Raw genomic sequence first — 26439 nt, 5'->3', positions numbered from 1 at the left:
GATTTCGGTTTTGTACTATTGTTCCGTTCTTCCAACCAGCATCGCGCCCCATGATCGTTTAATCATGGTGCGTTTGATAATAATCACGGTGCTATTCAAAGGAAAACGAAACATTTGAAATTCTTCAGGGTGTAAACGCCAGACAGACCGGCACTTCTGTAACCATAACCTAAGGGTCGAACAATTTGCAAGCAATCATTGCATAAAAAAACGGCACCATCCGGTGCCGTTTGCTTGGAACTCGCCTAGCGCCTTACTTCCCCGATGCTTTAACCTTCACTTCATGCTTCAAGCGAAGCGTCTCTAAATAGGCACCTTGAACCGCATCCGACTGTGCACGCACAACTGCGCCCGCAAAGTTTTTAGCCATCATTGGATCGACAGGCTCGGCTGGGGCAGCTTCCACTTTGAACAGCAGGTAGCGACCACCCGACACCAGGCCAGAATAACCGGGCAGCTTGGACGACGACACGCCAAACACAGTGTTAATCCCTTCGTCATCCAGACCTTGAGGTTTCATTCGGCTAACGGCTTTACCCGCTTCCCAGGCGACATCGACCTTTTCGCCCTTCTGCAGTGCGGCCAGCAAACGCTTGCCTTCGGCAGCAGCCATTGCTTCGGCTGCATTCTGACGCAGCTTGGCAGAAATGGATGCCTTCACCTCATCCAGTGCGCGTGTACGTCCTGGTTCGTGGGCCAACACACGTGCAACGATCTGGACGCTGTCCTTCAACTCAATGGGCTCACTATTATGCTTAGCCTTGAGTACATCATCGCCGAAAACGGTCTCGCGCACCTTGGGATCATTCAGCACCGGTTCGGTTGCCGTTGTGCGAGTCATCCAGTCACTGTTTTGCACCGTCAGCTTCAACTCTTTTGCAGCCGCATCCAGACTGTCAGGGTGTTGATACGTCAGATCTTGCAGCTTCTGTGCCATCGCAGCCATTTGCTGACTCACAAACTGCTTGCGGAACTGCGTTTCGATTTCCGAGCGTGCGTCATCAAAACCACGTGTTTTGATTTCATCGACAGTGATGATGTGATAGCCGAACTGCGTTTCAACCAGACCGGACACTTCACCCTTTGCAAGCTTAAATGCAGCATCTTCAAATGGTTTGACCATTGTGCCGTCATGCGCAACTAAACCCAGATCACCGCCTTGTTCCGCCGAACCCGGATCTTGCGAATTTGCTTTAGCAAGCTCGGAAAATCGCTTGGGATCCTTCTGCAAGTCAGCCAGCAATGCGGTGGCTTTTTCCTTTGCTTTAGCGCGATCCGCAGCCGATGCACCCTTATCTGCACTGATCAGGATATGGCGTACCTTGCGCTGTTCTTGCGCCAAAGATGCCTTGTGCTCATCAAAATACTTGCGCAGTGCGGCCTCATCCATTTGAGCCAGTGCGCCTACGGTATCGGGCGATAAAACCAGATACTGTACTTTGACCCGCTCTTCTACCTTGTAATCAACCAGATGTGTGTCGTAGTACTTTTTGACATCCGCATCTGCAACGGTCACGCGCTCCAGGAATTTCTCTGGCATGACGTTATATTGCGACACCATGCGCGGGGTCATGAATACCCCTTGCAGACGGTCTGCCGATGCCTTTGCGACAATTCCGGAGTCGTTCACCATTCCTAGCAAGGCACGCTCGCGGATATCGTCCTGAAGTTTGGCCTGGAAGGAATCGACCGTCATACCGTTTGCCGCCAGTAGGCTGCGGTACGTTTCCGGGTCAAATTTTCCGTCTTTCTGGAATTCGGGAATATTCAGAATAGCGTCCTGCAACTGGCGAACACCCGGCACCAGATTCACATCAGACGACTCATTGCGGATCAGCTGTCGGCGAATCAAAGTTTCGATCACCTGAGGCTTCATGTTTTCCGGTATATCCTGACCACGTGCGATCTCATACAGATCGCGCTGGGTAATCTTGGATTTACCCACCTTCGCCACGTAGTCATCCGCCCCCAGCAGTTCCAGCCCGGCGAAACCACCGCCTACCACCAGCCCGATACTGACAAGCCCCAGCGCGACATTAGCCAGGCGCCGATTATTATTAACAAAATCAAACATGTAGCGAACTCGCGTGGCGACATGCGCCTTAAGGAACAAACAAAAAAAAACAGGGTGAACGGAAGCCGTTCACCCTGTTTTTGCGTTTGGCGGAGCGGACGGGACTCGAACCCGCGACCCCCGGCGTGACAGGCCGGTATTCTAACCAACTGAACTACCGCTCCAAATCGCACAAAAAGCCAGCTCCAGGTGGAGGCTTTTTGGATCAAATACTGGTGGGTGGTAACGGGGTCGAACCGCTGACATTCTGCGTGTAAGGCAGACGCTCTACCGACTGAGCTAACCACCCATCGTCAAACAATTTCGAACCGCTGTTTCTCTCAGTTCTCATTCGTTTGGCGACGAAGAACGCTATTGTACAGCATCTTTTAGAGATTTACCAGCCCTAAATTTAGGTTGTTTTGCTGCAGCAATCTCAATGGTGTCACCAGTGCGCGGATTGCGGCCGCTGCGTGCGCTACGCTCGCCAACATAGAAGGTACCAAAGCCAACCAAAGTCACTTGGTCGCCAGCCTTCAGTGCATTAGTCACGGCAACGATAGCGGCATCCAGTGCCTTGCCAGCTGCTGCTTTAGAGATTTCGGCTTGTGCTGCGATCTCGTCGATCAGTTCGGATTTGTTCACTGCAGTCCCCTTTCGAGATGAATAGGATGTGTAACGGTGGATCAAGCGCATGAGCTTTATAGCAAGGGCAAAAATTAGGTGTCAAGCGCAAAGCCGCGCCAATGCTCGGTTTGCGCCATATACACTCTTCCTAGGCCCTCAATGCGTGGTCGGCGCAACAGTCGGTGACCCAGTTGCAGCACTATTGTCGGATTCGATTGCAGAATCCTGTGTTTTGGTGCTTGGCAGCGGCTCCCGCTCCAAAGCGAGCGAAAGCACCTGATCAATCCATTTTACCGGATGAATTTCCAGCTTCTGCTTGATGTTATCAGGAATTTCCGTGAGGTCTTTGGTGTTTCCCTCAGGAATCAGGACATGCTTGATTCCACCACGATGCGCGGCCAGCAACTTTTCCTTCAGCCCACCAATCGGCAGCACTTCGCCGCGCAGGGTGATTTCCCCCGTCATGGCAACATCCGCGCGCACCGGAATACCCGTCAGGATAGACACCAGCGAAGTCGCGATGGCGATGCCTGCAGATGGGCCGTCCTTAGGCGTAGCGCCTTCCGGCAGGTGAATATGAATATCGTGCTTCTGGTAGAAGTCGGCGTCGATCCCCAGGCTTTCTGCACGACTGCGTACAACAGACAGTGCAGCCTGGATTGATTCCGTCATCACCTCACCCAGCTTGCCGGTTGTAATCATCTTGCCCTTACCCGGCAGACCCACAGCCTCAATGGTCAGCAACTCGCCACCCACCTCGGTCCAGGCAAGCCCGGTTACCTGACCAACCTGATTATTTTCTTCAGCCAGACCATAGGTAAACTTATGGACGCCTAAATACTTTTCGAGATTCTTTGCAGTGATCTGCACACGCTTGCCTGTTGGCTTGAGCAGAGTCGCCTTCACGACCTTACGGCAAATCTGGGCGATTTCACGATCAAGTGAACGCACCCCCGCTTCACGCGTGTAATAGCGCACGATATCGCGAATCGCCGATTCCTGAATTAGCAGCTCTTCAGGCTTCAGCCCATTGGCCTTCATCTGCTTGGGTACAAGATATTTTTCAGCGATGCCGATTTTTTCATCTTCCGTGTAACCGGCCAGACGGATGATCTCCATCCGATCCAGCAGCGGCGCGGGAATATTGAGCGAATTGGCTGTCGCCACAAACATCACATCCGACAGGTCATATTCCACCTCGATGTAATGATCGTTAAAGCTGTTATTCTGCTCGGGATCCAGTACTTCCAGCAATGCCGAAGACGGATCACCGCGGAAATCCTGCCCCATCTTGTCGACTTCATCGAGCAGGAACAGCGGGTTCTTTACACCCGCTTTACTCATGCTCTGCAAAATCTTACCGGGCATGGAACCGATATAGGTACGGCGGTGACCACGGATCTCGGCCTCATCACGCACGCCACCCAGCGCCATCCGCACAAATTTACGGTTGGTCGCACGGGCAATACTTTGCCCAAGTGATGTCTTACCGACACCAGGCGGCCCCACCAAGCACAGAATCGGTGCTTTCAGCTTGTCTACACGCTGCTGCACGGCAAGGTATTCAAGAATGCGTTCTTTGACCTTATCGAGGCCAAAGTGATCTTCTTCCAGCACGAGCTCGGCACCGGCCAAGTCCTTGCTGATCTTGGTTCGCTTTTTCCAAGGCAGGCCAAGCAAGGTATCGATGTAGTTTCGCACCACAGTTGCCTCGGCAGACATGGGCGACATCATCTTGAGCTTCTTGAGTTCGGCCTCGGCCTTTGCTTTGGCTTCCTTCGTCAAACCGGCTGCCTGAATACGGGTTTCCAGCTCATCCAACTCGGCACCTTCCTCAACCTCGCCGAGCTCCTTTTGAATGGCCTTTACCTGTTCGTTCAGGTAGTACTCACGCTGGCTCTTCTCCATCTGGCGCTTCACGCGACCACGGATACGCTTTTCAACCTGCAGGATGTCGATTTCACCTTCAAGTTGCTTCAGCAGGTGCTCAAGACGCTCAACCACATTGAACATCTCGAGCACTTCCTGCTTTTGTTCCAGCTTGAGTGGCAAATGCGCTGCAACGGTATCCGCCAGACGCCCTGCCCGCTCAATGCCAGACAGCGAAGTCAGTACTTCTGGAGGGATTTTCTTATTGAGTTTGACGAATTGGTCAAACTGCGCCAGCAACGCACGGCGCATGGCTTCGCTTTCGCTGCCTTCCTGAACATCCATCGAGACCGGACGTGCCGTCGCAATGAAGTGTCCATCATCGTCGGCGATATGCTCTGCCACCGCACGCTGGCTACCTTCAACCAGCACCTTTACGGTACCGTCAGGCAGCTTCAGCATTTGCAGAATGGTTGCAATGGTGCCTACTTCAAACATGTCCTCTTTCGAGGGCTCGTCTTTAGCCGCATTTTTCTGTGCCAACAACAGAATCTGTTTGCCGTCACCCATCGCGGCCTCAAGCGCCTTGATGGATTTGCTGCGGCCAACAAACAACGGAATGACCATGTACGGGAACACTACCACGTCGCGCAAAGGCAACAGTGGCAGGTCAAGAGGAATGGCGGGGAGTTCATTATGCTGGGACATGGCTTTTCCAGATGCGTTATGTCTGATGGCTAGATGGGCGCGCATCAAGCATTTTCAACTGCGCTGAGTTGGATAATTACCCAATCGACGGCATGCTGCAACGGTCAAAAACAAAAACCGCCCCGGCGAGAGGCGGTTTTTACAATGGTAGGCTAGTTTTGGTCAGGCTGTTTCAGCATTTGCCTGATCATTTTTATAGATCAGCAAAGGCTTACCAGACTGTTCAATGACGTTTTCGTCGATGACGACTTTTACCACATTGTGTTCGCTTGGCAGCTCGTACATGGTATCGAGCAGTGCGCCTTCCATGATAGAGCGCAGACCACGCGCGCCGGTTTTGCGCGCCAATGCACGTTTGGCGATCGCCATCAGTGCCTCTTCACGCACTTCAAGCTCTGCACCTTCCAGGTCAAACAGCTTTTGATACTGCTTGACCAACGCATTACGCGGTTCTGTAAGAATGGTGATCAGTGCAGCTTCATCCAGTTCATCCAGGGTAGTCACGACAGGCACACGACCAACGAACTCGGGGATCAGACCAAACTTGATCAGATCCTCTGGCTCGGTTTCACGCAGTACCTTGCCGGTGCTACGGCTATCGTCCTTGGAATGCACGGAGGCGCCAAAACCGATGCCACCCTTTTGCGAACGCTGACGGATGATGTTGGCCAAGCCGTCAAATGCACCGCCGCAAATAAACAGGATATTGGTGGTATCGACCTGCAGGAATTCCTGATTTGGGTGCTTGCGACCACCCTGTGGCGGAATCGACGCAACAGTACCTTCGATCAGCTTCAGCAGTGCTTGCTGCACACCTTCACCGGAAACGTCACGGGTAATCGAAGGGTTATCGCTCTTACGGGAAATCTTGTCGATTTCATCGATATAAACGATACCGCGCTGAGCCTTTTCAATATCGTAATCGCATTTCTGCAACAGCTTGGCGATGATGTTCTCAACATCCTCACCTACATAACCAGCCTCGGTCAGTGTCGTCGCATCCGCAATCACGAATGGCACATCCAGCAAGCGCGCCAAAGTCTGAGCAAGCAAGGTTTTACCAGAACCCGTTGGCCCAATCAGCAGAATATTGGACTTTGCCAGCTCAACATCTGACTTGTCACTCGCAGGGTTCGCCAAGCGCTTGTAGTGGTTGTAAACAGCCACTGCCAGCGCTTTCTTGGCCTTTTCCTGACCAATTACATACTGATCCAGCGTCTCGCTGATTTCCTTGGGCGCAGGCAGCTTGGCTGCTGAGCCACGATTTTTTGTCGCAGCACCAGATTGAAGCTCGTCCCGGATAATGTCATTACACAGGTCGATACACTCGTCACAGATAAACACCTGCGGGCCAGCGATTAACTTGCGCACTTCGTGCTGACTCTTCCCGCAGAAGGAACAGTACAGCAGCTTATCGGAAGATTTGTTATCGGACATGGATGCCTCGTCACGATACGCACATCACTCAATGCACGAGATCCGGACGTAATGAATTCGAAGAGAACAAAGCGGGAGGACATTCATCCTACCCGCTTTCTGAAACTACCCGGAGTGTTTACTCAAGTGCCTGACGCGTGGTCAGGACTTGATCAATGAGGCCATATTCTTTGGCCTCTGCGGCTGCCATGTAATTGTCACGATCAGTATCACGCTCGATCGTTTCAATGGCCTGACCAGTGTGGCTTGCCAGCAACTCGTTCAGCAGATGCTTGGTTTTCATCAGCTCACGGGCATGGATCTCGATATCAGATGCCTGACCTGACAATCCACCCAGCAGCGGCTGATGAATCATGATGCGCGAGTGCGGCAGAGCGAAGCGCTTGCCTTTCGCGCCGCCTGCCAGCAGGAATGCACCCATGCTTGCAGCCATCCCCACACACAGTGTGGATACGTCGGGCTTGATAAACTGCATGGTGTCATAGATTGCCATGCCAGCAGTTACCGAGCCACCCGGCGAATTGATATACAGCGAGATATCCTTGTCCGGATTTTCGGACTCGAGGAAGAGCAGCTGCGCAACAACCAGATTGGCAGACACATCATCTACCGGACCTACCAAAAATACCACGCGCTCTTTAAGCAGACGGGAGAAGATATCGTATGCACGCTCTCCTCGTCCGCTTTGCTCGACCACCATGGGAACCAGACCGCTGTTCTGCGGCTGGGGACGGATCCAGTCTGACGGTTGCCAGTTGCTCATTCGTTATCCTCAGGCGTTGGCCATCAGTTCGTCGAAGCCCAATTGCTTCTCGACCACCTTGGCCTTGCTGTATACATATTCAACCACATTGTCTTCCAGCGCCAGCGATTGCGGGCCAGCCAGACGGTCTGCACTGGCGTAGTACCAGGACACAACCTCTTCCGGATGTTCGTATGCTTCAGCGAATTCGTCAACAATTGCCTTCACTTGTTCCGGCTTGGTTTCCAGGCTATTGGCGCGAACCACTTCAGCCAGGATCAGGCCCAGGGACACGCGGCGCTTGGCTTGCTCTTCGAACAGTTCCGGCGGGAACGGCATTTCCTTCGGATCGAAACCGCGGTTTGCCATTTCCTGACGGGCATTTTCGATCAGACGACCGATTTCTTCGCCAACCAGCGCCTTCGGCACTTCCAGCGGTGTCACATCGATCAGAGCCTGCATCACCGCTTCTTTAGCGCGTGCGGACAAACGACGCTTCACTTCGCGATCGATGTTCTTCTTCACTTCGGCGCGCATTTCTGCCACGTCGCCGTTTTCCACACCCAGTGCCTTGGCAAAGTCAGCATCCACTTCCGGCATGATCGGAGCGGCAACATTCTTCACAGTCACTTCAAACTGTGCGGTCTTACCAGCAACATCCTTACCATGGTAGTCAGCCGGGAAAGCCAGATCAAACGTCTTGGCTTCGCCTTCCTTCATACCCAGTACGGCGCTATCGAACTCAGGCAACATCTGGCCTTCGCCAACCGGGAAAGCGTAGTTGCTGGCTGAACCACCTTCAAACGCAACACCATCGATGGTGCCCTTGAAGTCGATAATCACGCGATCGCTCTTTTCGGCAGCGCGTTCGACACGTTCAAAACGGGTACGTTGCTTGCGCAGGATGTCGATGGTCTTGTCGACTTCGGCATCGCCAACGGTCAGAACCGGGCGCTCAACTTCCTTAGCAGCCAGATCGCCAACGGTCACTTCCGGGAACACTTCAAAGCGTGCAGCGAATGCGAACGACTCAGCATCGCCCGGCACACCTTCGAACTGCGGGAAACCGGCTACGCGCAGAGACTGCTCGTTTGCAGCCTTTACAAAAGATGCCTGAGCCTTCTCGCCCAGCACTTCTTCGCGAACGCGGAAGCCGTGAACGGAAGCAACCATCTTCAGCGGCGCCTTGCCCGGACGGAAACCCTGAATGCGGGCGGTACGTGCTACCTTTTTCAGGCGCGCTTCGATTTCGGTGTCAATTTCCGCCATCGGGATGGAGAAGCTAAGACGACGCTCCAGGGTGCCCAAAACTTCCAAATTTGCTTGCATATTCGATCGATCCTGTCAGAACGCTTGTCTGTAAGCTGATCCAGCGCCGATGCTTCGATCGGCAGCGTGAAAATAATCGGTTTGTGGTGCGAGAGGGGGGACTCGAACCCCCACACCTTGCGGCGCTGGAACCTAAATCCAGTGCGTCTACCAATTCCGCCACTCTCGCACTTTGCGCACACGGCGACAAAAAGTGAACTCCGGATTATAGGATAGCTGCGGATAAATTCAAATAGGTCAATCAAAATTCCGATGCACTTTCCAGGTAATCACCTGACACATGCCGGTTTCAATTGAAGTGATGCAGCGCCTTTGTGTCATACTGGCGGCCATTTTGCAGCCAAGACAGCCATCGTGAGCACACTAAGACTGTTTGTACCCGACACATTCACAGCCAATGAAGCTGAACTCTTGTGGTACCTGCTGGAGGACACCAGGGTCACGTCCGGCCGCGCCACGTTGGCGCGACTGCCGCATGCCAAGCGGATCGAACTCTTCCTGCCGCCATCACGCATTTTACACACCACAGCAGATCTACCGCCCGGCGGAAAGAAGCAGGCGCGAAAGCTCCTGCCATTTTCACTGGATACCATCCTGATTGGTGATGCCGAATCGCAACACTTAGCCTTTGATTGCCAGGGCGACATTGCGCGCCTTCGTATCATTGATCGCACATGGCTTGCAGAAGTACTTGCCTCCCTTAAAGCCTCCGGCATCCAGGCCAAGGCCGCATTCAGCCTGGCCGAGCTATGCCCGACAGAGGACGGTCATTTGCTGTGGGGCGGCAATGGATGGTGCGTTAGACACCAAGGCCAGATGGTCTGGCTCGACGTCCGATCAGCAGATTACCCTCCAGCCACCCTCCCATCTGCCCCGGAGAATGGCTACACATTGCATGTTCCGTACTCGGTTCGCTCGAACATGACTGACGCATGGCAGTCATTCAATGGCCAGACTGAGGATCACGATGCCTACTCACGCCCACTACCTGCCGATGCCATCAATCTGCTTCAGGGTGAATTCGCATCCGGGACTCAACTGGAAATCGATTGGAGCAAACTTGCGCTCCCTGCACGCTTGCTCGGTGCCTCACTTGCCTGCGCGGTCATTGCAATCGCTGCCAGCATACTGAGCATGCGCCATGAGGAGGCGGCACTGCTTGACGCGATGGATGCCGCTTATAAGCAAGCCTTCCCCGGCACACCCGTCAATCACAATGCTCGCCTGCTCCTTGCCTCGCGCTTAAAGGCCGGCCAACAGAATCAATCGTCGGATGACAGCCTTGGCAGACTCATCTCACTTGCGAGCAATGTTCCCAAGCCTGCAGATATTAAGCTGACCGGACTCACCTACGACGGTCAGACACTGGCAGCCGAATACCAGGGCGCTCAAGATAAAGCCCAGCAACTTTCACAAGGCACAGGCGCAGAAATGACCATCCTGACCCCAACCACCTTCCGTCTGACGTTTAAAGCGTCAGCCGCACATTAAGCAGGTGGTGACATCACGATGAATACGATACTGAAAAAAATTCAGATTCCGGCACCTGTATTGCAATACTGGCAGCAGCGCGAACCTGGCGAACGACGCATGATTGGCGCCTTTGCGATCGTCGTATCGATTGCACTGATCGACCTTGCAATCATTGAACCCGTCATTAAAGTCAGGTCGCAACTTCGAAACAATCTCCCCGCTTTGCGCCTCGAAACGGCAAGCTTCCTGCGGGATCTCAAGCAGATTAGCGGCAAGGACACTCAAGCCAAATCACTTGATGATATTTTACGCTCGCTTGCCTCCGGCATGCCGGATCACCTTCAGATAGATAGCAGCAATGGCAAGTCAGCGAGACTTCACCTGAATCATTGCGAATGGAAGCTCGTGGTGGGTCTACTGGCGCAGCTCCAGCAAAAAGGTGTCTCCATCACCCGCATGCACGTCAAAGCCACGGATGCCCCAGACATCATCGATGCTGACATCGAGGTGACCCAATGACTCGATTGAACTGGAAGTGGTGGACCTACCTTGTAATTGCCTGCCTGACTTGGATGATTGCCACATTGCCTGCACGCATCATGGCATCCATTGTCGAAAAGCAGTCAGGCGGGCTCATCTCACTGCACTCCGCCGAAGGCACGATCTGGCAAGGCGGCGCCCAGCTCGCACTCCAGCAACAAGGCTTGATTGACAGGGTTAACTGGCAATGGCAGCCCAAATCGCTCCTCAGCGGCGTGCTTGCCTATACGCTCGAAGGCACGAACGGCTTGCATGCCGAGATACTCGCCGGCTTCAGTAAAACTGAATTGCGAAATGTAAGTATCTCGCTACCGGCAGCCCCACTGTTTCAACTGGACAAGCGTCTACACCCTCTCAATTTAGGTGGTACATTTCACCTGAATGCCACAACGCTACTCATACATGGTCAGTCGCTCACTGGCAGCATGAGTCTCGATTGGCAAAACGCATCCTCCAGCCTGGTGACAGGTGCCAATCCCCTTGGAGACTACCGCCTCAATCTGATGCCGAATGGCAAATCATGGCAAGGCCAGCTATCCACCCAATCGGGCAGTCTGCAACTGCAAGGCAATGGCAATTGGCAGATTAACGGCAAGCTCATTTTTGATCTCACACTCCGGGCCGCCGAGGGAAGCGAGGCCGCGCTTGCGCCATTGCTCAACCAGATTGGATCAGGCCCGGCGAATGCCGAACGTCACCTCAACTTTACTTTCTAACCCTTAAAGCCCGCCTGCAAGCGGGCTTTAAGCATTTGATGCGCCCCTTGCATCATCCAATCAACCATTTCTGTTCTGCGCAGGATGCACGCATGGGGTAAAATGCGTTTTTTCGCATTGTTCCATTGCGATTCTTGTTCAATTTCAAGCATCCCCGGCACACATGACTGTACGTACACGCTTTGCACCTTCTCCTACCGGCATGCTGCATCTGGGCAGCGTGCGCACCGCCCTGTTCGCATGGGCATACGCTCGCCACCATCAAGGCGTAGCCGTACTGCGCATCGAGGATACCGATCTCGAACGCTCGACACCGGAATCCGTCCAGACCATTTTCGATGGACTGAGCTGGTGCGGCATCACTTTCGATGAAGGTCCCTTCTATCAGATGCAGCGGATGGATCGCTACAAAGCGGTAATCGCGCAGATGCTGGAAGCGGGCACTGCCTACTACTGCTATTGCTCGCGCGAAGAACTGGATGCGATGCGCGCCGAAGCAGAAGCAAAAGGCGAAAAGCCGCGTTACAACCGCATGTGGCGTCCGGAAACAGGGAAGACATTGCCATCCGCGCCTGCAGGCGTCGATCCCGTCATCCGCTTCCGCAATCCGCTGGATGGCAGCGTCGTATGGGAAGACGCCGTCAAAGGTCGTATCGAGATCAGCAATACCGAACTGGATGACCTGATCATTGCCCGTCCGGATGGCACGCCTACCTACAATTTCTGCGTGGTCGTCGATGATCTGGATATGGGAATTAGTCATGTGATCCGTGGTGATGATCACGTAAACAATACACCCCGCCAGATCAACATTCTGCAAGCACTCGGTGCGCAGGTGCCGGTCTACGGTCACCTGCCGTTGATCTTCAATGCTGACGGCTCGAAGATGAGCAAGCGCAAGGATCCTGTGGCGGTAGCGGATTACGCCGATCAGGGCGTGTTGCCGGAAGCCTTCCTGAACTACCTGGCACGACTGGGTTGGGGTCACGGCGATGACGAGTGCTTCACCATGGCACAGTTCATTGAGTGGTTCGATCTCAAGGATGTCAGCCCCTCACCTTCGCGTTTCGATCGCGATAAGTTGCTCTGGCTGAATCAGCAGCACATGAAGGCGGCGGACAACGAACGCCTCGCCACGTTGACCAAGCCCTTCCTGAGTGCGCTTGGCTGCGATACGGATCACGGCCCGGCATTGGCTGGTGTGATTGGCTTGCTGAAAGAGCGCGTGACCAATCTGAGTGATCTGGCTGCACAGGCAACCTACTTCTACCGTCACGATGCCGCGCCGGATGCCCTGCGCGAGCAGCATCTGACCGAGGAAGGCATTGCCCGACTGGGGCGCTTCCGCACCGAGCTCGCCGCATTGCCAGATTGGGATCTTCCGACCCTTGCGGCCGCAATCAAGGCATTCGTCGCGGCGGAAGGCGTCAAGATGCCGCTGGTCGGCATGCCCGTACGCGCCGCGTTGTGCGGTACAACGCAGACACCATCAGTTGATGCCGTACTGCAGTTACTCGGACGCGATGAAGTGCTGCGCCGTCTGGATAGTTTGACAGCATAAGGAAGTTGAAATCAGGGCGGACCAGCGATGTGTCCGCCTTATGCTTTGCTAGAATTGAAAAATCATTTGTCACGAATGTGACAAGTTCCGTCCCGCATCCGGTAAAATTGCGGACTATTTTTTGCACCCCAAGTCACGGTTCCTGCCATGCCCACCTTGATCAAGCTCCGCGGCGGTGTCGCGCTCTCCCGCTTCCGTCTCGATAAACTCCAGAATAGCCTTGAAGCCGCTGGCGTCGGCAAACTGGCGCTCTATGCCGAGTTCTGGCATCTCGCCGAAGTCTCGGCAGATCTCGATGCCGATGAACTGGCCAAGCTGGAACGTATTCTGACCTACGAAAATCCGGCTCAACCCGAACTGGCAGTCGGCACGTCTATCGTTGTCACCCCGCGTGCAGGCACCATTTCGCCGTGGTCATCCAAGGCATCGGACATCATCCACCTGTGCGGTCTGAGCAAGCTGAACCGTGTAGAACGTGCCATGGTGATTCATGCAGGACGTGATCTGGACGCCAGTGAGCGCAGCAAGCTGGCCGAACTGGCGCACGATCGCATGATCGAGGCCGTCTGGCAGCAGCTGGACGAAACCGATGTGCTGTTCCGCCACGTTGAGCCGCAACCGCTCGCATCGGTCGATATCCTCGGCGGTGGTCTGGCTGCACTTGAAGCCGCCAATCGCGAGATGGGTCTGGCACTCTCGGCAGATGAAATCGAATATCTGGTCGAAAACTTCAAGAAGCTGAAGCGTAATCCGAACGACATCGAACTGATGATGTTCGCGCAGGCCAATTCCGAACATTGCCGCCACAAGATTTTTAATGCCGATTTCGTGATTGATGGCGTGGCGCAGGAAAAGTCACTCTTCGGCATGATCCGCGATACGCACAAAGCGCATCCACAAGGTACTGTTGTTGCCTATTCGGACAACGCCTCGGTGATCGAAGGTGCAGAAGTCGAGCGTTTCTATCCGGCATCGAATGGGCACCAGTATGGCTACAACAAGCGTACAGCCCATATCCTGATGAAGGTGGAAACGCATAATCACCCGACCGCGATTTCCCCGTTCCCGGGCGCATCGACCGGCTCCGGCGGCGAAATCCGCGACGAAGGCGCAACAGGCCGTGGCTCGCGTCCGAAAGCAGGTTTGACTGGCTTCACCGTATCCAATCTGAACATTCCGGGTTTCAAACAGCCCTGGGAGCAGTTCTCCACGTTCCGTGCCGAATACGGCCGGCCGGACCGCATTGTGTCGCCACTGCAAATCATGATCGAAGGTCCGATCGGTGGCGCCGCATTCAATAACGAATTCGGTCGTCCTAATCTGACTGGCTATTTCCGTACCTTCGAAGAGGTGCTGGATGGCGAAATGCGAGGCTATCATAAGCCGATCATGATCGCAGGCGGTGTGGGCACCATCGACGCTGAACAGGTTGGCAAGCACGATATCCCGGCAGGCGCAGCGATTATCGTGCTGGGTGGCCCGGGCATGCTGATTGGTCTGGGTGGTGGCGCGGCTTCCTCCATGGATACCGGCGCCAATGCAGCGGATCTGGACTTCGACTCCGTTCAGCGTGGCAACCCTGAAATCGAACGCCGTGCACAGGAAGTGATCGACCGCTGCTGGCAACTGGGCGACAAGAATCCGATTCTGTCGATTCACGACGTGGGCGCGGGCGGTCTGTCCAATGCCCTGCCGGAGCTGGTGCATGGCTCCAGCCGTGGTGCCAAATTCAATCTGCGCGACATCCATCTGGAAGAAAAGGGCATGTCGCCCATGCAGATCTGGTGTAACGAATCGCAAGAGCGTTACGTGCTGGCCATCCGCAGCGAAGATGTGGCGCTTTTCCGCCAACTGGCTGAGCGCGAGCGTTGTCCATTTGCAGTTGTGGGTCACGCGACGCTGGAAGAACACCTCGAAGTGGCAGACAGCCATTTCAATAACAAGCCTGTCGACATGCCGATGGACGTGCTGCTGGGCAAGCCGCCGAAAATGACGCGCGAAGTGAAGCGCGTCGAACGCGAACAGCCGGTATTCGACTCTTCGAAGCTTGACCTGAAAGAATCCGCCTACCGCGTACTGCGCCTGCCAGCCGTATCGAACAAATCGTTCCTGATCACTATTGGTGACCGCTCGGTGGGTGGCATGACTGCCCGCGACCAGATGGTTGGCCCATGGCAGGTACCGGTGGCAGACGTGGCCGTGACCGCTTTGGGGTTCAATACCTATCTGGGCGAGGCCATGTCGATGGGCGAGCGCACACCGCTGGCTCTGATTTCTGCCCCTGCATCGGGTCGTATGTCGATTGGTGAAGCCATCACCAATATCGCCGCTGCCGATATCGCCAGCCTGTCCGACATCAAGTTGTCCGCCAACTGGATGGCAGCCGCCGGTCATGAAGGCGAAGATGCCAAGCTGTACGATACCGTCAAGGCTGTGCGTGATTTGAGTATTGATCTGGGTATCAGCATTCCGGTTGGCAAGGACTCGCTGTCCATGAAGACCGTGTGGAAGGAAAATGGTGAGTCACGCGCAGTGGTATCGCCGCTGTCGCTGATTGTGTCCGCCTTTGCACCCGTTCAGGATGTACGCAAGACGCTGACCCCGCAGCTGCGCACCAAGGATGGTGATACCGACCTGATCCTGATCGATCTCGGTAACGGCAAGTGCCGCTTGTCCGCTTCTGCGCTGGCACAGGTTTACAAGCAGATCGGTGGTCATGCCCCGGATCTGGAAAGCGCCGAGATTCTGAGGGCTGCCTTCGACACCATCCAGAAGCTGAAGAGCGAAGGCCGCATTCTGGCCTATCACGATCGTTCGGATGGTGGTCTGTTTGCCACAGTCACCGAAATGATGTTCGCGGGTCACACTGGCGTGACACTGGACATCGACGAGCTGTGCATCGAACGCCGTCGCAATCAGCGTGAATACGGTGAAAGCACGCCGGAAACCGTCGAGCGCGCCGAAAATGGCCGTATGCTGGGTGTCCTGTTCAACGAAGAACTGGGCATGGTGATTCAGGTGCGTCGCAGCGACACGCCTGAGGTCATGGCCGCCTTCTTCAATGCCGGTATCCGCAGCCAGCTGCATGTGATCGGTACACTGAACGACGACGACCGCCTTAAGATCAAGAAGCGCAATCGTCTGGTGTTCAATGAGACCCGTGTCGACCTGCAACGTGCCTGGTCGGAAACCAGCTACCAAATTCAGCGTCTGCGCGACAATCCAGCCTGTGCCGATTCTGAATTCGAACAGCTGAATGATCGTCATGCGCGTGGTCTGTGGGCCGAGCTGAACTACGATCCGGCAGAAGATATTGCCGCACCGTATATTGCCTCCGGTGTGCGTCCGCGCATTGCTATCCTGCGCGAGCAAGGTGTAAACGGCCAGATTGAAATGGGCGCTGCATTTGACCGCGCTGGTTTCAATGCGGTCGATGTCCATATGAGCGACATTCTGAGCGGCCGCGTGTCCCTGCGCGACTTCCAGGGTCTGGCCGCTTGTGGTGGTTTCTCTTACGGCGACGTGCTGGGTGCAGGTGAAGGCTGGGCGAAGTCCATCCTGTTCAACGCACTGGCCCGCGATGAGTTCACCGCCTTCTTCCACCGCAACGAAACATTCGCGCTGGGCGTGTGTAACGGCTGCCAGATGATGTCGAACTTGTCGGAGATCATTCCGGGTGCCGAAAACTGGCCGAAGTTCCGCCGCAATGCCAGCGAACAGTTTGAAGCGCGTCTGGTGATGGTCGATGTGCCGGCCAGCCCGAGCCTGTTCTTCCAGGGCATGGTGGGCTCGCGCATGCCGGTGGTGGTCAGCCATGGCGAAGGCCGTGCAGTCTATACGGGCAATGCTGATCCGGCTCGCACCATCGCAGCAATGCGCTATGTGGATGGTCGTGGCTTGCCGACCGAAGTCTACCCGCTCAACCCGAATGGCTCGCCAAACGGTCTAGCCGGTGTGACCACGGCTGATGGCCGCTTCAGCATCATGATGCCGCACCCGGAACGGGTCTTCCGCGCCATGCAAAACTCCTGGCACCCGGACAACTGGGGCGAGGATGGCGGCTGGATGCGCATGTTCCGCAATGCCCGCAAGTTTGTCGGTTAAACGACAAAGCTGCTCAAACAAAAACCCGCGTGGCAGCGGGTTTTTTCACATCTGACGTTGCCAGATTAGTCGCAACATCAAAATAAGCCGATCACGTCTTAGGCAGCGTCACGCCCACTTGGCCCTGATATTTACCGCCACGATCCTTGTACGAAGTTTCGCACACATCATCGGCATCGGCTTCAAAGAACAGTACCTGCGCACAACCTTCTCCTGCGTAAATCTTGGCCGGCAGCGGCGTGGTGTTGGAGAACTCCAGTGTCACATAGCCTTCCCATTCCGGCTCGAACGGTGTGACATTGACGATGATGCCGCAACGGGCATAGGTCGACTTGCCGAGGCACACGGTCAGCACGTTGCGCGGAATGCGGAAGTACTCGACGGTACGCGCCAGCGCAAAGGAATTGGGCGGAATAATGCAGTAGCCTTTGCCGGATACATCGACAAAGCTATTTTCATCGAAATTCTTAGGGTCGATCAGCGTGCTGTTCAGATTGGTGAACAGTTTGAATTCGTCGGCGCAGCGAATATCGTAGCCATAACTGGATGTGCCGTACGACACAATGCGCTCGCCATTAACCTGCTTGACCTGATTCGGCTCGAATGGCTCGATCATGCCATGTTGCTCGGCCATGCGGCGAATCCAGCGATCAGATTTGATGCTCATGGTGGACCTGATTCTAAATAGGGTAGGATCATATAAGGATACCATTTCATACCCTGCCCTGTCGCTTACGATGCAGTGCGCCAAAGCAGGCCGTGATCAGCTACAATCGCGGCGATATCGTACGAGAAGCCACCGTGACGCCCGATCAATATTGCGAAGACAAAGCCGCTCGCAGCGGCTCCAGCTTTTATTACAGTTTCCGCTTCCTGCCCGACGAAGCCAGACGCGCCATTACTGCGCTGTATGCCTTCTGTCGTGAAGTGGATGATGTGGTGGATGAAACACACGATGACAACGTCGCTCGCACCACACTCAATTGGTGGCGTAATGAAATCGCCCAGATGTATGCCGGACAGCCGCAGCATCCAGTCACTCGGGCCCTCATGCCGCATGTACAACGCCTGCAGCTAGAGCAAAACCATTTCATCGAAATCATCGATGGCATGGAGATGGATCTGGAGCACGCGCGCTACCTGACCTTCAAAGATTTACAACTGTACTGCTACCGGGTTGCTTCGGTGGTGGGGCTTTTGTCTGCCCAGATTTTTGGCATGAAGGACAAGCAAACGCTCAAATACGCGCATGATCTGGGCATGGCGTTTCAGCTTACCAATATCATTCGTGATGTGGGCGAGGATGCACGTCGCGGCCGGATCTATCTCCCCGTTGAAGACCTGCAGCGCTTCAATGTGCTGGCCGCCGACATCCAGCAATACAAAGAATCCGACGCGTTCCGCCAGTTGATGGAATTCCAGATCGAACGTGCGGAGCAGTTCTACCAGAAGGCGCTGGCGCAACTCCCTGCGATCGACCGCAAGACTCAGAAGCCCGGGCTGATGATGGCCGCCATCTATCGCGCCTTGCTGGAGGAGATCCGCGCCGATGGTGCCGGAAAGGTCTTGAATCAGCGTATCAGTCTGACACCCATCCGCAAGCTCTGGCTGGCATGGAAAACCTGGATGTTCGCATGACCATTGAACGCTGCGCGTGGGCCAATCCCACTAATCCGCTTTATCTGCGTTACCACGATGAAGAATGGGGCGTACCCTGCCACAATGAGATTCAGTTGTTCGAAATGTTGAATCTCGAAGGTGCGCAAGCCGGATTGAGCTGGGAAACCATCCTGAATAAGCGAGAAGGCTATCGCAATGCCTTTGCGGGCTGGAACGCAGAGGCGATTGCCCGCTTTGATGAGACTGATCGCGCAAGGTTGCTGGCAGATGCGGGTATTGTCCGCAATCGCCTGAAAATAGATGCCACTATTGGCAATGCACAAGCCTACCTGCGCATGCGCGAACGCGGTGAAACGCTGGATGCTTGGCTATGGCGCTTTGTGGACGGTCGCCCGATCCAGTCGAATCTCGGCAGCGGGAAAGAGACGCCCGCACAAACAGCCTTGTCGGAAACAATCTCCAAAGAACTCAAGAAAATGGGCTTTCGTTTTGTCGGCCCCACCATCATTTATGCATGGATGCAGGCAACCGGTCTGGTCAACGACCACCCCGTCACCTGCTTCCGTCATGCCCACCTCAAGGAATCCAACTCGTGAGCACTTACCTGCCCGCCATTGAAATCGAAACGCGTCCTAATCCCGAGTTTGCTGTGATCTGGCTGCACGGTCTTGGCGCTGATGGCAATGATTTTGCCCCGATCGTACCGGAGTTGGGTCTGAACAAGGACAAGGGCATCCGCTTTGTCTTCCCGCATGCCCCTGCCATTCCAGTAACCTGCAACAATGGTTATGTGATGCGCGCCTGGTACGACATTTTGTTCTTCGAGGACATCAAACGCCACGCGGACCGCAAGGGAATCGAGACATCGGTCGAGCACATCACAGCGCTGATCAAGCGTGAAAATGAACGCGGTATTCCCACTGAGCGTATTCTGATTGCAGGATTCTCGCAAGGCGGCGCAATGGCCTATACGGTCGGCCTCACCTATCCGGAGAAGCTGGCGGGGGTTATTGCCCTGTCCACCTATATTCCGTCGCCGGAACTGATTGCGGAACAAGCACATCCAGCCAATGCAGCAACACCTGTATTTGCAGGGCACGGTAGCATGGACCCGGTTGTGCCGATGGTATTAGGGCAAGCTGCAGTGGAAGCCGTCAAAACACGCGGCAACCCGGTGGAATGGCATACCTGGCCGATGCAGCATTCGGTATGCATTGAAGAAATTCGTCTGATTGGCAGCTGGATCAATCAGCGTTTTGCCTGACCAGCCAGCATCAGCCTCACGGCGTGGTCAATGTCATTTGACGATATTGACTACGCACCAGATCCAGTCTGCACCTTTTTCAAGTACCTCACCCATGCGCAGCATAAAGCGCTTATCGCGGGCGGTCGCCTGATATACCTTGCCAAGCTGATAGTCTGACGACCTGCTTAGGATCGTATTGGCACGTCGTTCAGCTGATTGGTAGGGAATATACAACGCCGACAAGGCATGCATGGCATTACTGGCTTGACCGGCAAACGCTGTCGACAAAGGTGTATCCATATCCTCCAGCTTTGGCATCAAACTAACGGATACCGCTGCAGGGGTCAGAATTTGCGCACCGATGTACAGTTCTTGCGGATTCTGGCGAATCAAACGCCTGATTACCGCAATTTTCCATCCCGACTGATCATCATTTCTAACAGCCAAGAGCGCGAATAGCCTTACCCAGTCATTTTTTGCCGATGGCAAATTCGCTCCGAACCCACCTTCCGATACATTTTCCAGTACCCAGGGCTCACCCTCAGGCGCTTTGGGTTTAGGCACGCCCCAGGCTTGCTGGCGTTGCTGTGCGGCGGCTATTTTCTGGCGTGTACGTTCAGTGACGTAACCGTACAGGCGCATATCAAGCGCCTCGTCATTATCCGGTACGGCTTGGCTAGAAGCTTTGGCCATAAATCGCTCATCATCGCCCCGCACTGCGGAGAAGATGGAATCCAGACCACGAACAACGAGAACCGTCTGACTTACCTTTTCGCGGGTACTACGCTGAATCTGACGGCTCGGCTCACGTGACCACATGATCTCAAGCTGGCGAATGAAATCCAGGCATCCAGGCATACGCGCGTCATCGCCCAGACCAATTTTCTGTGGTGATTCACCATTTTCCAGATGCTGAATAATCTGGGTGATTTCGATAATTAGCTGATTCACACCCCAAAAACGGAGCATTTCACCTTGAACTGCTTCGTGAATTTTCACTGCAGGCTGGGTCTGGGATAAATCCGCACAAAATTGATGTAAAGCAGCCCGATACTTTCGTTCGATCTCGATATTATGCGTCCACAGTCCAAGCCAGCGATCAGCCCATTCAATTTGTCTGATACTAAAATTACCACTGTTCAGCGTGCAGAGCATCTGAATATGCAGGTATTCGTCGGCACAGGATGTGTGCTGCCCTTGTTGCCCACCGTAAAGTACGACAGGGTCAACATCAACATGTGTCACTTCGGATAAGCGGTAGAATTGATTCGCAGCAGACCATAGATTCGCAGCAGGGGTCTCATATCTGAAAAGATGCCACTTGACCAAGACGCCAATATAGCGAAGACCACGCGCCAGCATCAGCGCAGAGACTTTTTGAAAGCCAGCCTCTTCACCTTCGCTGATGTCCTCCAGACGAACAAAGCGGTGATAGGCATGCAGCATTGCCTTGATGTGCGTGACAATTTCCTGCCACAATTTCTCCTCAACTTGCTTGCCCATGTGAGGATTTTGCACATACTGCTGACACAGCATATCGAATGCATACTGGGACTCATCATCCATCACCAGCAAGGCATGCAAGTTAGCTAGATTGAGGCGCTCAATGCTTCCCAGGCGTTTGAGCACTTCTTGCACATTCTGCAATTGTCGTGTTACATCCTGCTGGCGCACCTCCTTCATCCATGTGCTGGTTGCACGCGGATCCATCAGGGGATCAGCCTTTTTGACCAAGCCGGTCAACGATCCAATCAGATTACGCATGTTTGATCCACCACGTGGGCGCCAGCAGCAAGCCGGTTCAAGTCATTAACCAGCTTTCTGCTTCTTTAGAATTATCGAATAGAACAACATCTGCCTGAACAAACAGCTGAGATACCCATACGGCCCAGCTGACCCAGGTATCCTGGCAGACAACAGCAACTTTACCGAATGATGCTGCGTGCGCGCGCCCGAACTGAAGCTCTTCCCACACGACGTCCACTGTGTAAGACAGCATGTCGGACAGGTCGATCAACAGATTTGCTGTTCCGTGAAATTCAAGTTCGTGCAGAACATTGTCTTCGAACGACTTGAAGTCAGCTAAGGTGAACTCACCTGCAACCGAAGCAAACACACAATGTTCTCTGGTTTCGATCGCTATCATGACTTGCCTCCGATTCGTCGCTATCTGTACAGGTACAGATTATATTTGAATGCTAGACAATTCAATGCATTGTGCATGCATGCCAATGGCAAGTCCAGCACTTTAAATTAAATGTTAGATTATCCCAATAGGATTAGCTTCAATCACAACAAATGCCAAAACAAGGTTTGCTTCATCTGATAAGGACAAATGAATTGAATTAATCCCTCTATCCAATATAAATTCGTTTATTAGTTTATTCGTAATAATAAATGGCTTACCCATTTCATCATGTGAAATAGTAATGCCATTCAATGTTACAGGTGGTCGCACGCCATGCCCGAGCGCCTTGGCAAAAGCCTCTTTAGCTGCCCAGCGTTTGGCAAGGAAGCGTACCGGATCATGATGGTGCTGAAATTCACTGATTTCGATTTCGGACAACAGTCTAGCTAAAAGCCGATCGCCATGCTTTTGATAAGCACCGGAAATTCGTTCAACATCACATAAATCAGTGCCAATCCCGAAAATCATGAAAACCTCATTCTGCCGAATAAATAGATTGCAAATCCCGCAATAGCTGCCTTGTATGCAACTCCCCCGGCCCGAGCAATTCACCAAACAACAATCGCATCAGTGACTTGGCATCCTGTGCAACCTTTGCATCAGATAACTCGCCCTGCCCGATCGCAAGCAGACTGCTCCCTATGACTGAGTGTGGTGTTCCCACCTGACAACGGGAAAATCCGCTACCCGACAACCAGAGGTAGGTGTAATCAGATTGTAGCGGGTGCCCGGCTCGGTCGTGAGTGAAAGAAACGCCGTAGCCCAAGGCCGCTAACAGTGCGAGTTCTGCTCGGCGTAAAATGGGTTCGACCACGTGCATACCGGCTCGCGGGGATAGCGACAGTGCTACAACGGCCTCGAGATATGCATCAAAAAGCTGGGGATGTGGATCGTCGCGCGGCAAAAGCCGGATAAGAAGCTCATTGAGGTAAAAACCACACATGAGCGGTAAGCCGGCAAGGTGTGGCACGCCGCCCTGCCACTCTGCAGTATGTAGTGTTTTTACTTCGCCTGAGCCAAACCAGGATAGCAGTACCGGTTGAAAACCCAACAGCACCCCGCGTAAAGGTGATCCTGCCCGCCTTGCACCACGTGCGGCAATCGACACCCGTCCCTTGTCACGACTGAACACATCCAGAATCAGACTGGTTTCGCGCCAAGGGTGCTGATGCAATAGAAAAGCCGGCGCCCGATCCACACGATTGCGTGCTTTCGACCAGCTGCCGGCCATTCACGATTCCTTATTCGTAGCCAAACTGACGCAACATGCGTGTGTCGTCAGCCCAACCACTCTTGACCTTGACCCACACCTCAAGGAACACCTTGGCATCGAACATTTTTTCCATGTCCATACGTGCTTGCGTTGAAATGGTCTTCAACTTTTCGCCATTGTGACCAATGAGAATGGCCTTCTGAGCATCACGATCCACCAGAATGGCGATATGAATGCGACGAAGATTACCTTCTTCTTCATACTGTTCAACTTCCACCGCTGTGGAATATGGCAACTCATCGCCCACCAGTCTGAAGATTTTCTCTCGAACAAGTTCTGCCGCCAAGAATCGCTCGCTACGATCAGTGACCTGATCTTCCTCGTACATCGGCACGCCTTCTGGCAAATGCGGACGGATGGCATCAAGCAAGACTTCGATCTTCATTTCCTTCTTTGCAGAGATCGGTACGATTGCCGCAAATGGAAAACGATCTGCTACACGCTCGATAAAGGGCAGCATCTGCGCTTTATCCTTGAGCATGTCCGCCTTATTCAGTACCAGCACGACAGGAATATCCTTAGGCAGCAGCTTCACCACTTCCATGTCACGTGCATCGAAGCGATTGGCCTCGATCACAAACAGAATCACATCCACATCTGCAAGCGTCGTGGTCACACCACGGTTCATCGCATCGTTCAGCGCGCTGCGAAATTTGGTCTGAAACCCTGGCGTATCAACAAAGACATACTGCACACCCGGATCAGTACGAATGCCAGTAATTCGATGGCGCGTAGTTTGTGCCTTGCGTGAAACAATACTGACCTTTTGACCGATCAGGCGATTCAGCAAAGTTGATTTTCCGACGTTGGGTCGACCGACAATGGCAATAAAGCCTGCGTGGAATGGGGTGTCCATCATGTTATTTCCGTGTTCCGTTGACCAGCAGTTCCATCGCATGAGTCGCCGCTTCCTGTTCTGCGGAGCGTCGGCTACTGCCATTTCCTTCAGTCACCACATTGACAGCTGCAATGCGGCATTCAACTAAAAATTGTTGATCATGTGCTTCGCCGGTTTGGCGAACAATGACATACGTGGGCAAGCCATACTTTCGAGCCTGCAACCACTCCTGTAATCTCGTTTTACTATCTTTGCCGTGCACAGCAGGATCAATTATCGCAATCATAGGCGCAAACAGCGCCCGAATCACTGCAGCGGCCTGATCAAAACCACCGTCCAGATAAATGGCAGCAAAAATTGCTTCCATCGCATCAGCGAGTATGGAGGCGCGCTCCCGGCCACCGCTTCGCAGTTCACCTTCACCCAGCATCATGACCTGACCAAGTTCGAGTCGAACGGCCAACTCCGCTAAGGTTTCCTTCTTGACCAAACTTGCTCTCAGACGAGACAGTTCGCCCTCGGATACACCCGGAAATGCATCAAACAGCAGACGGGCCACGACTGCATTCAGAATACCGTCCCCCAGAAACTCGAGACGTTCATTATGAGGTACACCATAACTACGATGCGTCAGTGCCTGACGCAAGAGCGACACCTGAGCAAACGAATACCCCAGCTGTTTGACCAAGGTATTCAATAAATCCTCTCGCGTCACTTGGCGTTCCCTGATGAGCGGCCATCCGCCTTGAAGTTAAATTTCAGGCTGATATTTGCGACAAGTGAAACTTCTCTGAAATACTCGACATGAAGATCCATCCCTTCATTATCGGACTCGATTTCCAGATCCTGACCATGAACAGACGAAATCGACTCGATTTGAGCATACTTATCGAATGACTCGCGAATCTGAGCCACAGGCAAGCCCTTCTGCTCAATCGCCACGCGCTGCAGAGACCGCTTAACTGCAAAATACTCGGTATAAACAGGGATAAGCTTAAAGCCAACCACTGCTAGCATGCCAAGCAGCACCATGCCCGCAAACGCTTGCATCAAACTGAATCCTGATTGCTTTTTCATACAAAACTCCCGGTAACAATCAGATCATCAGTGAATCATTGTGCCAACGCGACTCATGTCTTTGAAGTTCATCCAAATCATGAAAGCGCGGCCCGCGAGATGATTCTCTGGCACAAAACCCCAATAGCGACCATCAGACGAATTGTCGCGGTTGTCACCCAGCATCAGGTAATGCCCCGCCGGAACTTTGCACACAAATCCAGTCTCGTCAATCTGACAGTTTGCAGACTGAAGATCACGCTCCCCGCTGCTGGCAAATTCAGGCTGCATGCTGATTTGTGCCAACTGCATGAGGTTGTACGCTTGCTGATCCGGATCGTTCAGCGTCTGATATGTCTTCGACGGTGTCTTTTCCTGCATACGATTCACGCTATTTTCGCGCTCATCGTATTTGTAGACCCCAATTGGCTGGCTTTCATAGCGAATACCGTTCACCGACAGCTGCTTATTGCGATATTCAACTGTATCCCCTGGCAGGCCAATCAGACGCTTGATGTAGTTGATCTTTGTATTGAGCGGGTAACGGAAAACAACCACGTCGCCGCGAGCTGGCGCACCAGTTGGGACAATTACTTCATTGATAAAGGGCACACGGATACCGTAGGCAAACTTGTTGACCACAATGAAGTCGCCGACGACCAAACCCGGACGCATGGAGCTGGACGGAATCTGCATCGGCTCGATCACGAATGTCTTCAGCACACCGATAGACAACAGCACGATCCAATTTGAGAAGCCAAATGCAGCCCAATCTGGCAAGGCCTTTTCCCCACCCCTGGCGCGATATCCTTTCAGTCGAGCAACTAACGCCATCACTGCCGGCGTCACCCCGATGACCAGGAAAAACAAATCGCTTGGATTGGCAATGGCCGATAGCGCCCCCCAAGAACCGACCAAGAGGAGAAAATATCCCCACAATGCCAATTCGGGCATTTGCTCGGCATCAAAAGTTGGCTCACGCATCTTGCTACGGGCAATGCCGATCAGGATGGGGCCAACAGCAATGGCTGCAATCGCCAGATAGGTCCAATTCATTGA

The 26439-nt window shown here is 53.7% G+C and carries 24 protein-coding genes and 3 tRNA genes; 8 read left to right on the top strand and 19 right to left on the bottom strand.

All coding sequences use genetic code 11. The annotated features are described in order from the left end of the window. Positions 1–253: 253 nt before the first annotated feature. The 9 genes from KSF73_10355 to KSF73_10315 form a co-directional block, all read right to left on the bottom strand. A complete protein-coding gene (locus KSF73_10355) occupies positions 254–2074 on the bottom strand; it encodes a peptidylprolyl isomerase (GenBank protein MBV1776111.1) in 1821 nt (606 codons plus the stop codon). An 87-nt stretch (positions 2075–2161) separates the two neighbouring features. After that, positions 2162–2238: transfer RNA gene (locus KSF73_10350), tRNA-Asp, on the bottom strand. Between the two features lie 49 nt (positions 2239–2287). Then, a tRNA-Val gene (locus KSF73_10345) sits at positions 2288–2363 on the bottom strand. A gap of 62 nt (positions 2364–2425) precedes the next feature. After that, positions 2426–2698 carry an HU family DNA-binding protein gene (locus KSF73_10340; protein MBV1776110.1) on the bottom strand — a complete coding sequence of 91 codons (273 nt, stop codon included), beginning with the start codon at positions 2696–2698 and terminating at the stop codon, positions 2426–2428. Positions 2699–2836: 138 nt separating this feature from the next. Then, positions 2837–5257: an endopeptidase La gene (gene lon, locus KSF73_10335; protein ID MBV1776109.1), complete on the bottom strand. Its 2421-nt coding sequence runs from the start codon at positions 5255–5257 to the stop codon at positions 2837–2839. A 162-nt stretch (positions 5258–5419) separates the two neighbouring features. Beyond that, on the bottom strand, positions 5420–6694 hold the full coding sequence (gene clpX / locus KSF73_10330) for an ATP-dependent Clp protease ATP-binding subunit ClpX (GenBank protein MBV1776108.1): 1275 nt from the start codon (positions 6692–6694) through the stop codon (positions 5420–5422). A 118-nt stretch (positions 6695–6812) separates the two neighbouring features. Beyond that, positions 6813–7457, bottom strand: coding sequence for an ATP-dependent Clp endopeptidase proteolytic subunit ClpP (gene clpP, locus KSF73_10325; GenBank protein MBV1776107.1), 645 nt, complete (start codon positions 7455–7457; stop codon positions 6813–6815). A 9-nt stretch (positions 7458–7466) separates the two neighbouring features. Next, the gene (gene tig / locus KSF73_10320; protein MBV1776106.1) at positions 7467–8765 is read right to left on the bottom strand and encodes a trigger factor; all 1299 of its coding nucleotides are present in this window, start codon (positions 8763–8765) and stop codon (positions 7467–7469) included. 84 nt (positions 8766–8849) lie between these two features. Then, a tRNA-Leu gene (locus tag KSF73_10315) sits at positions 8850–8934 on the bottom strand. 185 nt (positions 8935–9119) lie between these two features. On the opposite strand from KSF73_10315, the gene KSF73_10310 reads away from it, so the two are divergent. Genes KSF73_10310 through KSF73_10300 form a run of 3 tightly spaced genes read left to right on the top strand, consistent with a single transcriptional unit; the run spans position 9120 to position 11494 of the window. Next, complete coding sequence (locus tag KSF73_10310) at positions 9120–10256, top strand: hypothetical protein (GenBank protein ID MBV1776105.1); 1137 nt, start codon at positions 9120–9122, stop codon at positions 10254–10256. 18 nt (positions 10257–10274) lie between these two features. Continuing rightward, on the top strand, positions 10275–10757 hold the full coding sequence (locus KSF73_10305; protein MBV1776104.1) for a type II secretion system protein M: 483 nt from the start codon (positions 10275–10277) through the stop codon (positions 10755–10757). Next, entirely contained in the window at positions 10754–11494 is a 741-nt protein-coding gene (locus KSF73_10300) for a type II secretion system protein N (GenBank protein MBV1776103.1), read from the top strand. The genes KSF73_10305 and KSF73_10300 overlap by 4 nt, the downstream gene beginning before the upstream one ends. On the opposite strand, the gene KSF73_10295 is transcribed toward KSF73_10300, so the two are convergent. Further along, the gene (locus tag KSF73_10295) at positions 11491–11646 is read right to left on the bottom strand and encodes a hypothetical protein (protein ID MBV1776102.1); all 156 of its coding nucleotides are present in this window, start codon (positions 11644–11646) and stop codon (positions 11491–11493) included. The two genes, KSF73_10300 and KSF73_10295, sit on opposite strands and share 4 nt — an antisense overlap. 11 nt (positions 11647–11657) lie before the next feature. Between KSF73_10295 and gltX the strand changes: the two genes are divergently transcribed. Together gltX and purL are read left to right on the top strand one after the other, a co-directional pair. Continuing rightward, the gene (gene gltX / locus KSF73_10290; GenBank protein MBV1776101.1) at positions 11658–13055 is read left to right on the top strand and encodes a glutamate--tRNA ligase; all 1398 of its coding nucleotides are present in this window, start codon (positions 11658–11660) and stop codon (positions 13053–13055) included. A 156-nt stretch (positions 13056–13211) separates the two neighbouring features. Then, positions 13212–17159 (top strand): phosphoribosylformylglycinamidine synthase, encoded by a 3948-nt coding sequence (purL, locus tag KSF73_10285; GenBank protein ID MBV1776100.1) that lies wholly within the window; start codon positions 13212–13214, stop codon positions 17157–17159. A 91-nt stretch (positions 17160–17250) separates the two neighbouring features. On the opposite strand, the gene dcd is transcribed toward purL, so the two are convergent. Beyond that, positions 17251–17826, bottom strand: a complete 576-nt coding sequence (dcd, locus tag KSF73_10280) for a dCTP deaminase (protein MBV1776099.1) — start codon at positions 17824–17826, stop codon at positions 17251–17253. Between the two features lie 134 nt (positions 17827–17960). On the opposite strand from dcd, the gene hpnD reads away from it, so the two are divergent. From hpnD to KSF73_10265, 3 genes are read left to right on the top strand one after another with little or no spacing between them, the layout of a single operon-like run. Then, positions 17961–18797, top strand: a complete 837-nt coding sequence (hpnD, locus tag KSF73_10275) for a presqualene diphosphate synthase HpnD (protein MBV1776098.1) — start codon at positions 17961–17963, stop codon at positions 18795–18797. Then, entirely contained in the window at positions 18794–19375 is a 582-nt protein-coding gene (locus tag KSF73_10270; protein MBV1776097.1) for a DNA-3-methyladenine glycosylase I, read from the top strand. The genes hpnD and KSF73_10270 overlap by 4 nt, the downstream gene beginning before the upstream one ends. Continuing rightward, the gene (locus KSF73_10265) at positions 19372–20043 is read left to right on the top strand and encodes a dienelactone hydrolase family protein (GenBank protein MBV1776096.1); all 672 of its coding nucleotides are present in this window, start codon (positions 19372–19374) and stop codon (positions 20041–20043) included. The genes KSF73_10270 and KSF73_10265 overlap by 4 nt, the downstream gene beginning before the upstream one ends. Positions 20044–20076: 33 nt before the next feature. Here the strand turns inward: KSF73_10265 and KSF73_10260 are convergent, their stop codons facing one another. The 8 genes from KSF73_10260 to lepB all read right to left on the bottom strand — a co-directional run bounded on the left by KSF73_10260 (position 20077) and on the right by lepB (position 26214). Beyond that, a complete protein-coding gene (locus tag KSF73_10260) occupies positions 20077–21789 on the bottom strand; it encodes a hypothetical protein (GenBank protein ID MBV1776095.1) in 1713 nt (570 codons plus the stop codon). 37 nt (positions 21790–21826) lie between these two features. Then, positions 21827–22171, bottom strand: coding sequence for an STAS/SEC14 domain-containing protein (locus KSF73_10255; GenBank protein MBV1776094.1), 345 nt, complete (start codon positions 22169–22171; stop codon positions 21827–21829). Positions 22172–22285: 114 nt separating this feature from the next. Further along, positions 22286–22681 carry a holo-ACP synthase gene (acpS, locus tag KSF73_10250; protein MBV1776093.1) on the bottom strand — a complete coding sequence of 132 codons (396 nt, stop codon included), beginning with the start codon at positions 22679–22681 and terminating at the stop codon, positions 22286–22288. Between the two features lie 7 nt (positions 22682–22688). Continuing rightward, positions 22689–23444: a DNA repair protein RecO gene (gene recO, locus KSF73_10245; GenBank protein MBV1776092.1), complete on the bottom strand. Its 756-nt coding sequence runs from the start codon at positions 23442–23444 to the stop codon at positions 22689–22691. 10 nt (positions 23445–23454) lie between these two features. After that, the gene (era, locus tag KSF73_10240) at positions 23455–24345 is read right to left on the bottom strand and encodes a GTPase Era (protein MBV1776091.1); all 891 of its coding nucleotides are present in this window, start codon (positions 24343–24345) and stop codon (positions 23455–23457) included. Position 24346: 1 nt separating this feature from the next. Continuing rightward, complete coding sequence (gene rnc / locus KSF73_10235) at positions 24347–25021, bottom strand: ribonuclease III (GenBank protein MBV1776090.1); 675 nt, start codon at positions 25019–25021, stop codon at positions 24347–24349. 14 nt (positions 25022–25035) lie between these two features. Then, the gene (locus KSF73_10230; GenBank protein MBV1776089.1) at positions 25036–25401 is read right to left on the bottom strand and encodes a DUF4845 domain-containing protein; all 366 of its coding nucleotides are present in this window, start codon (positions 25399–25401) and stop codon (positions 25036–25038) included. A 27-nt stretch (positions 25402–25428) separates the two neighbouring features. Then, the gene (gene lepB / locus KSF73_10225; protein ID MBV1776088.1) at positions 25429–26214 is read right to left on the bottom strand and encodes a signal peptidase I; all 786 of its coding nucleotides are present in this window, start codon (positions 26212–26214) and stop codon (positions 25429–25431) included. Positions 26215–26439: the final 225 nt, after the last annotated feature.

It is taken from the genome of Burkholderiaceae bacterium DAT-1, from assembly GCA_019084025.1.
Classification (GTDB): Bacteria; Pseudomonadota; Gammaproteobacteria; order Burkholderiales; family Chitinimonadaceae; genus DAT-1.
Note: the sequence above shows the minus strand (reverse complement) of the source record. Positions and strands in the feature narration are given on the sequence as shown.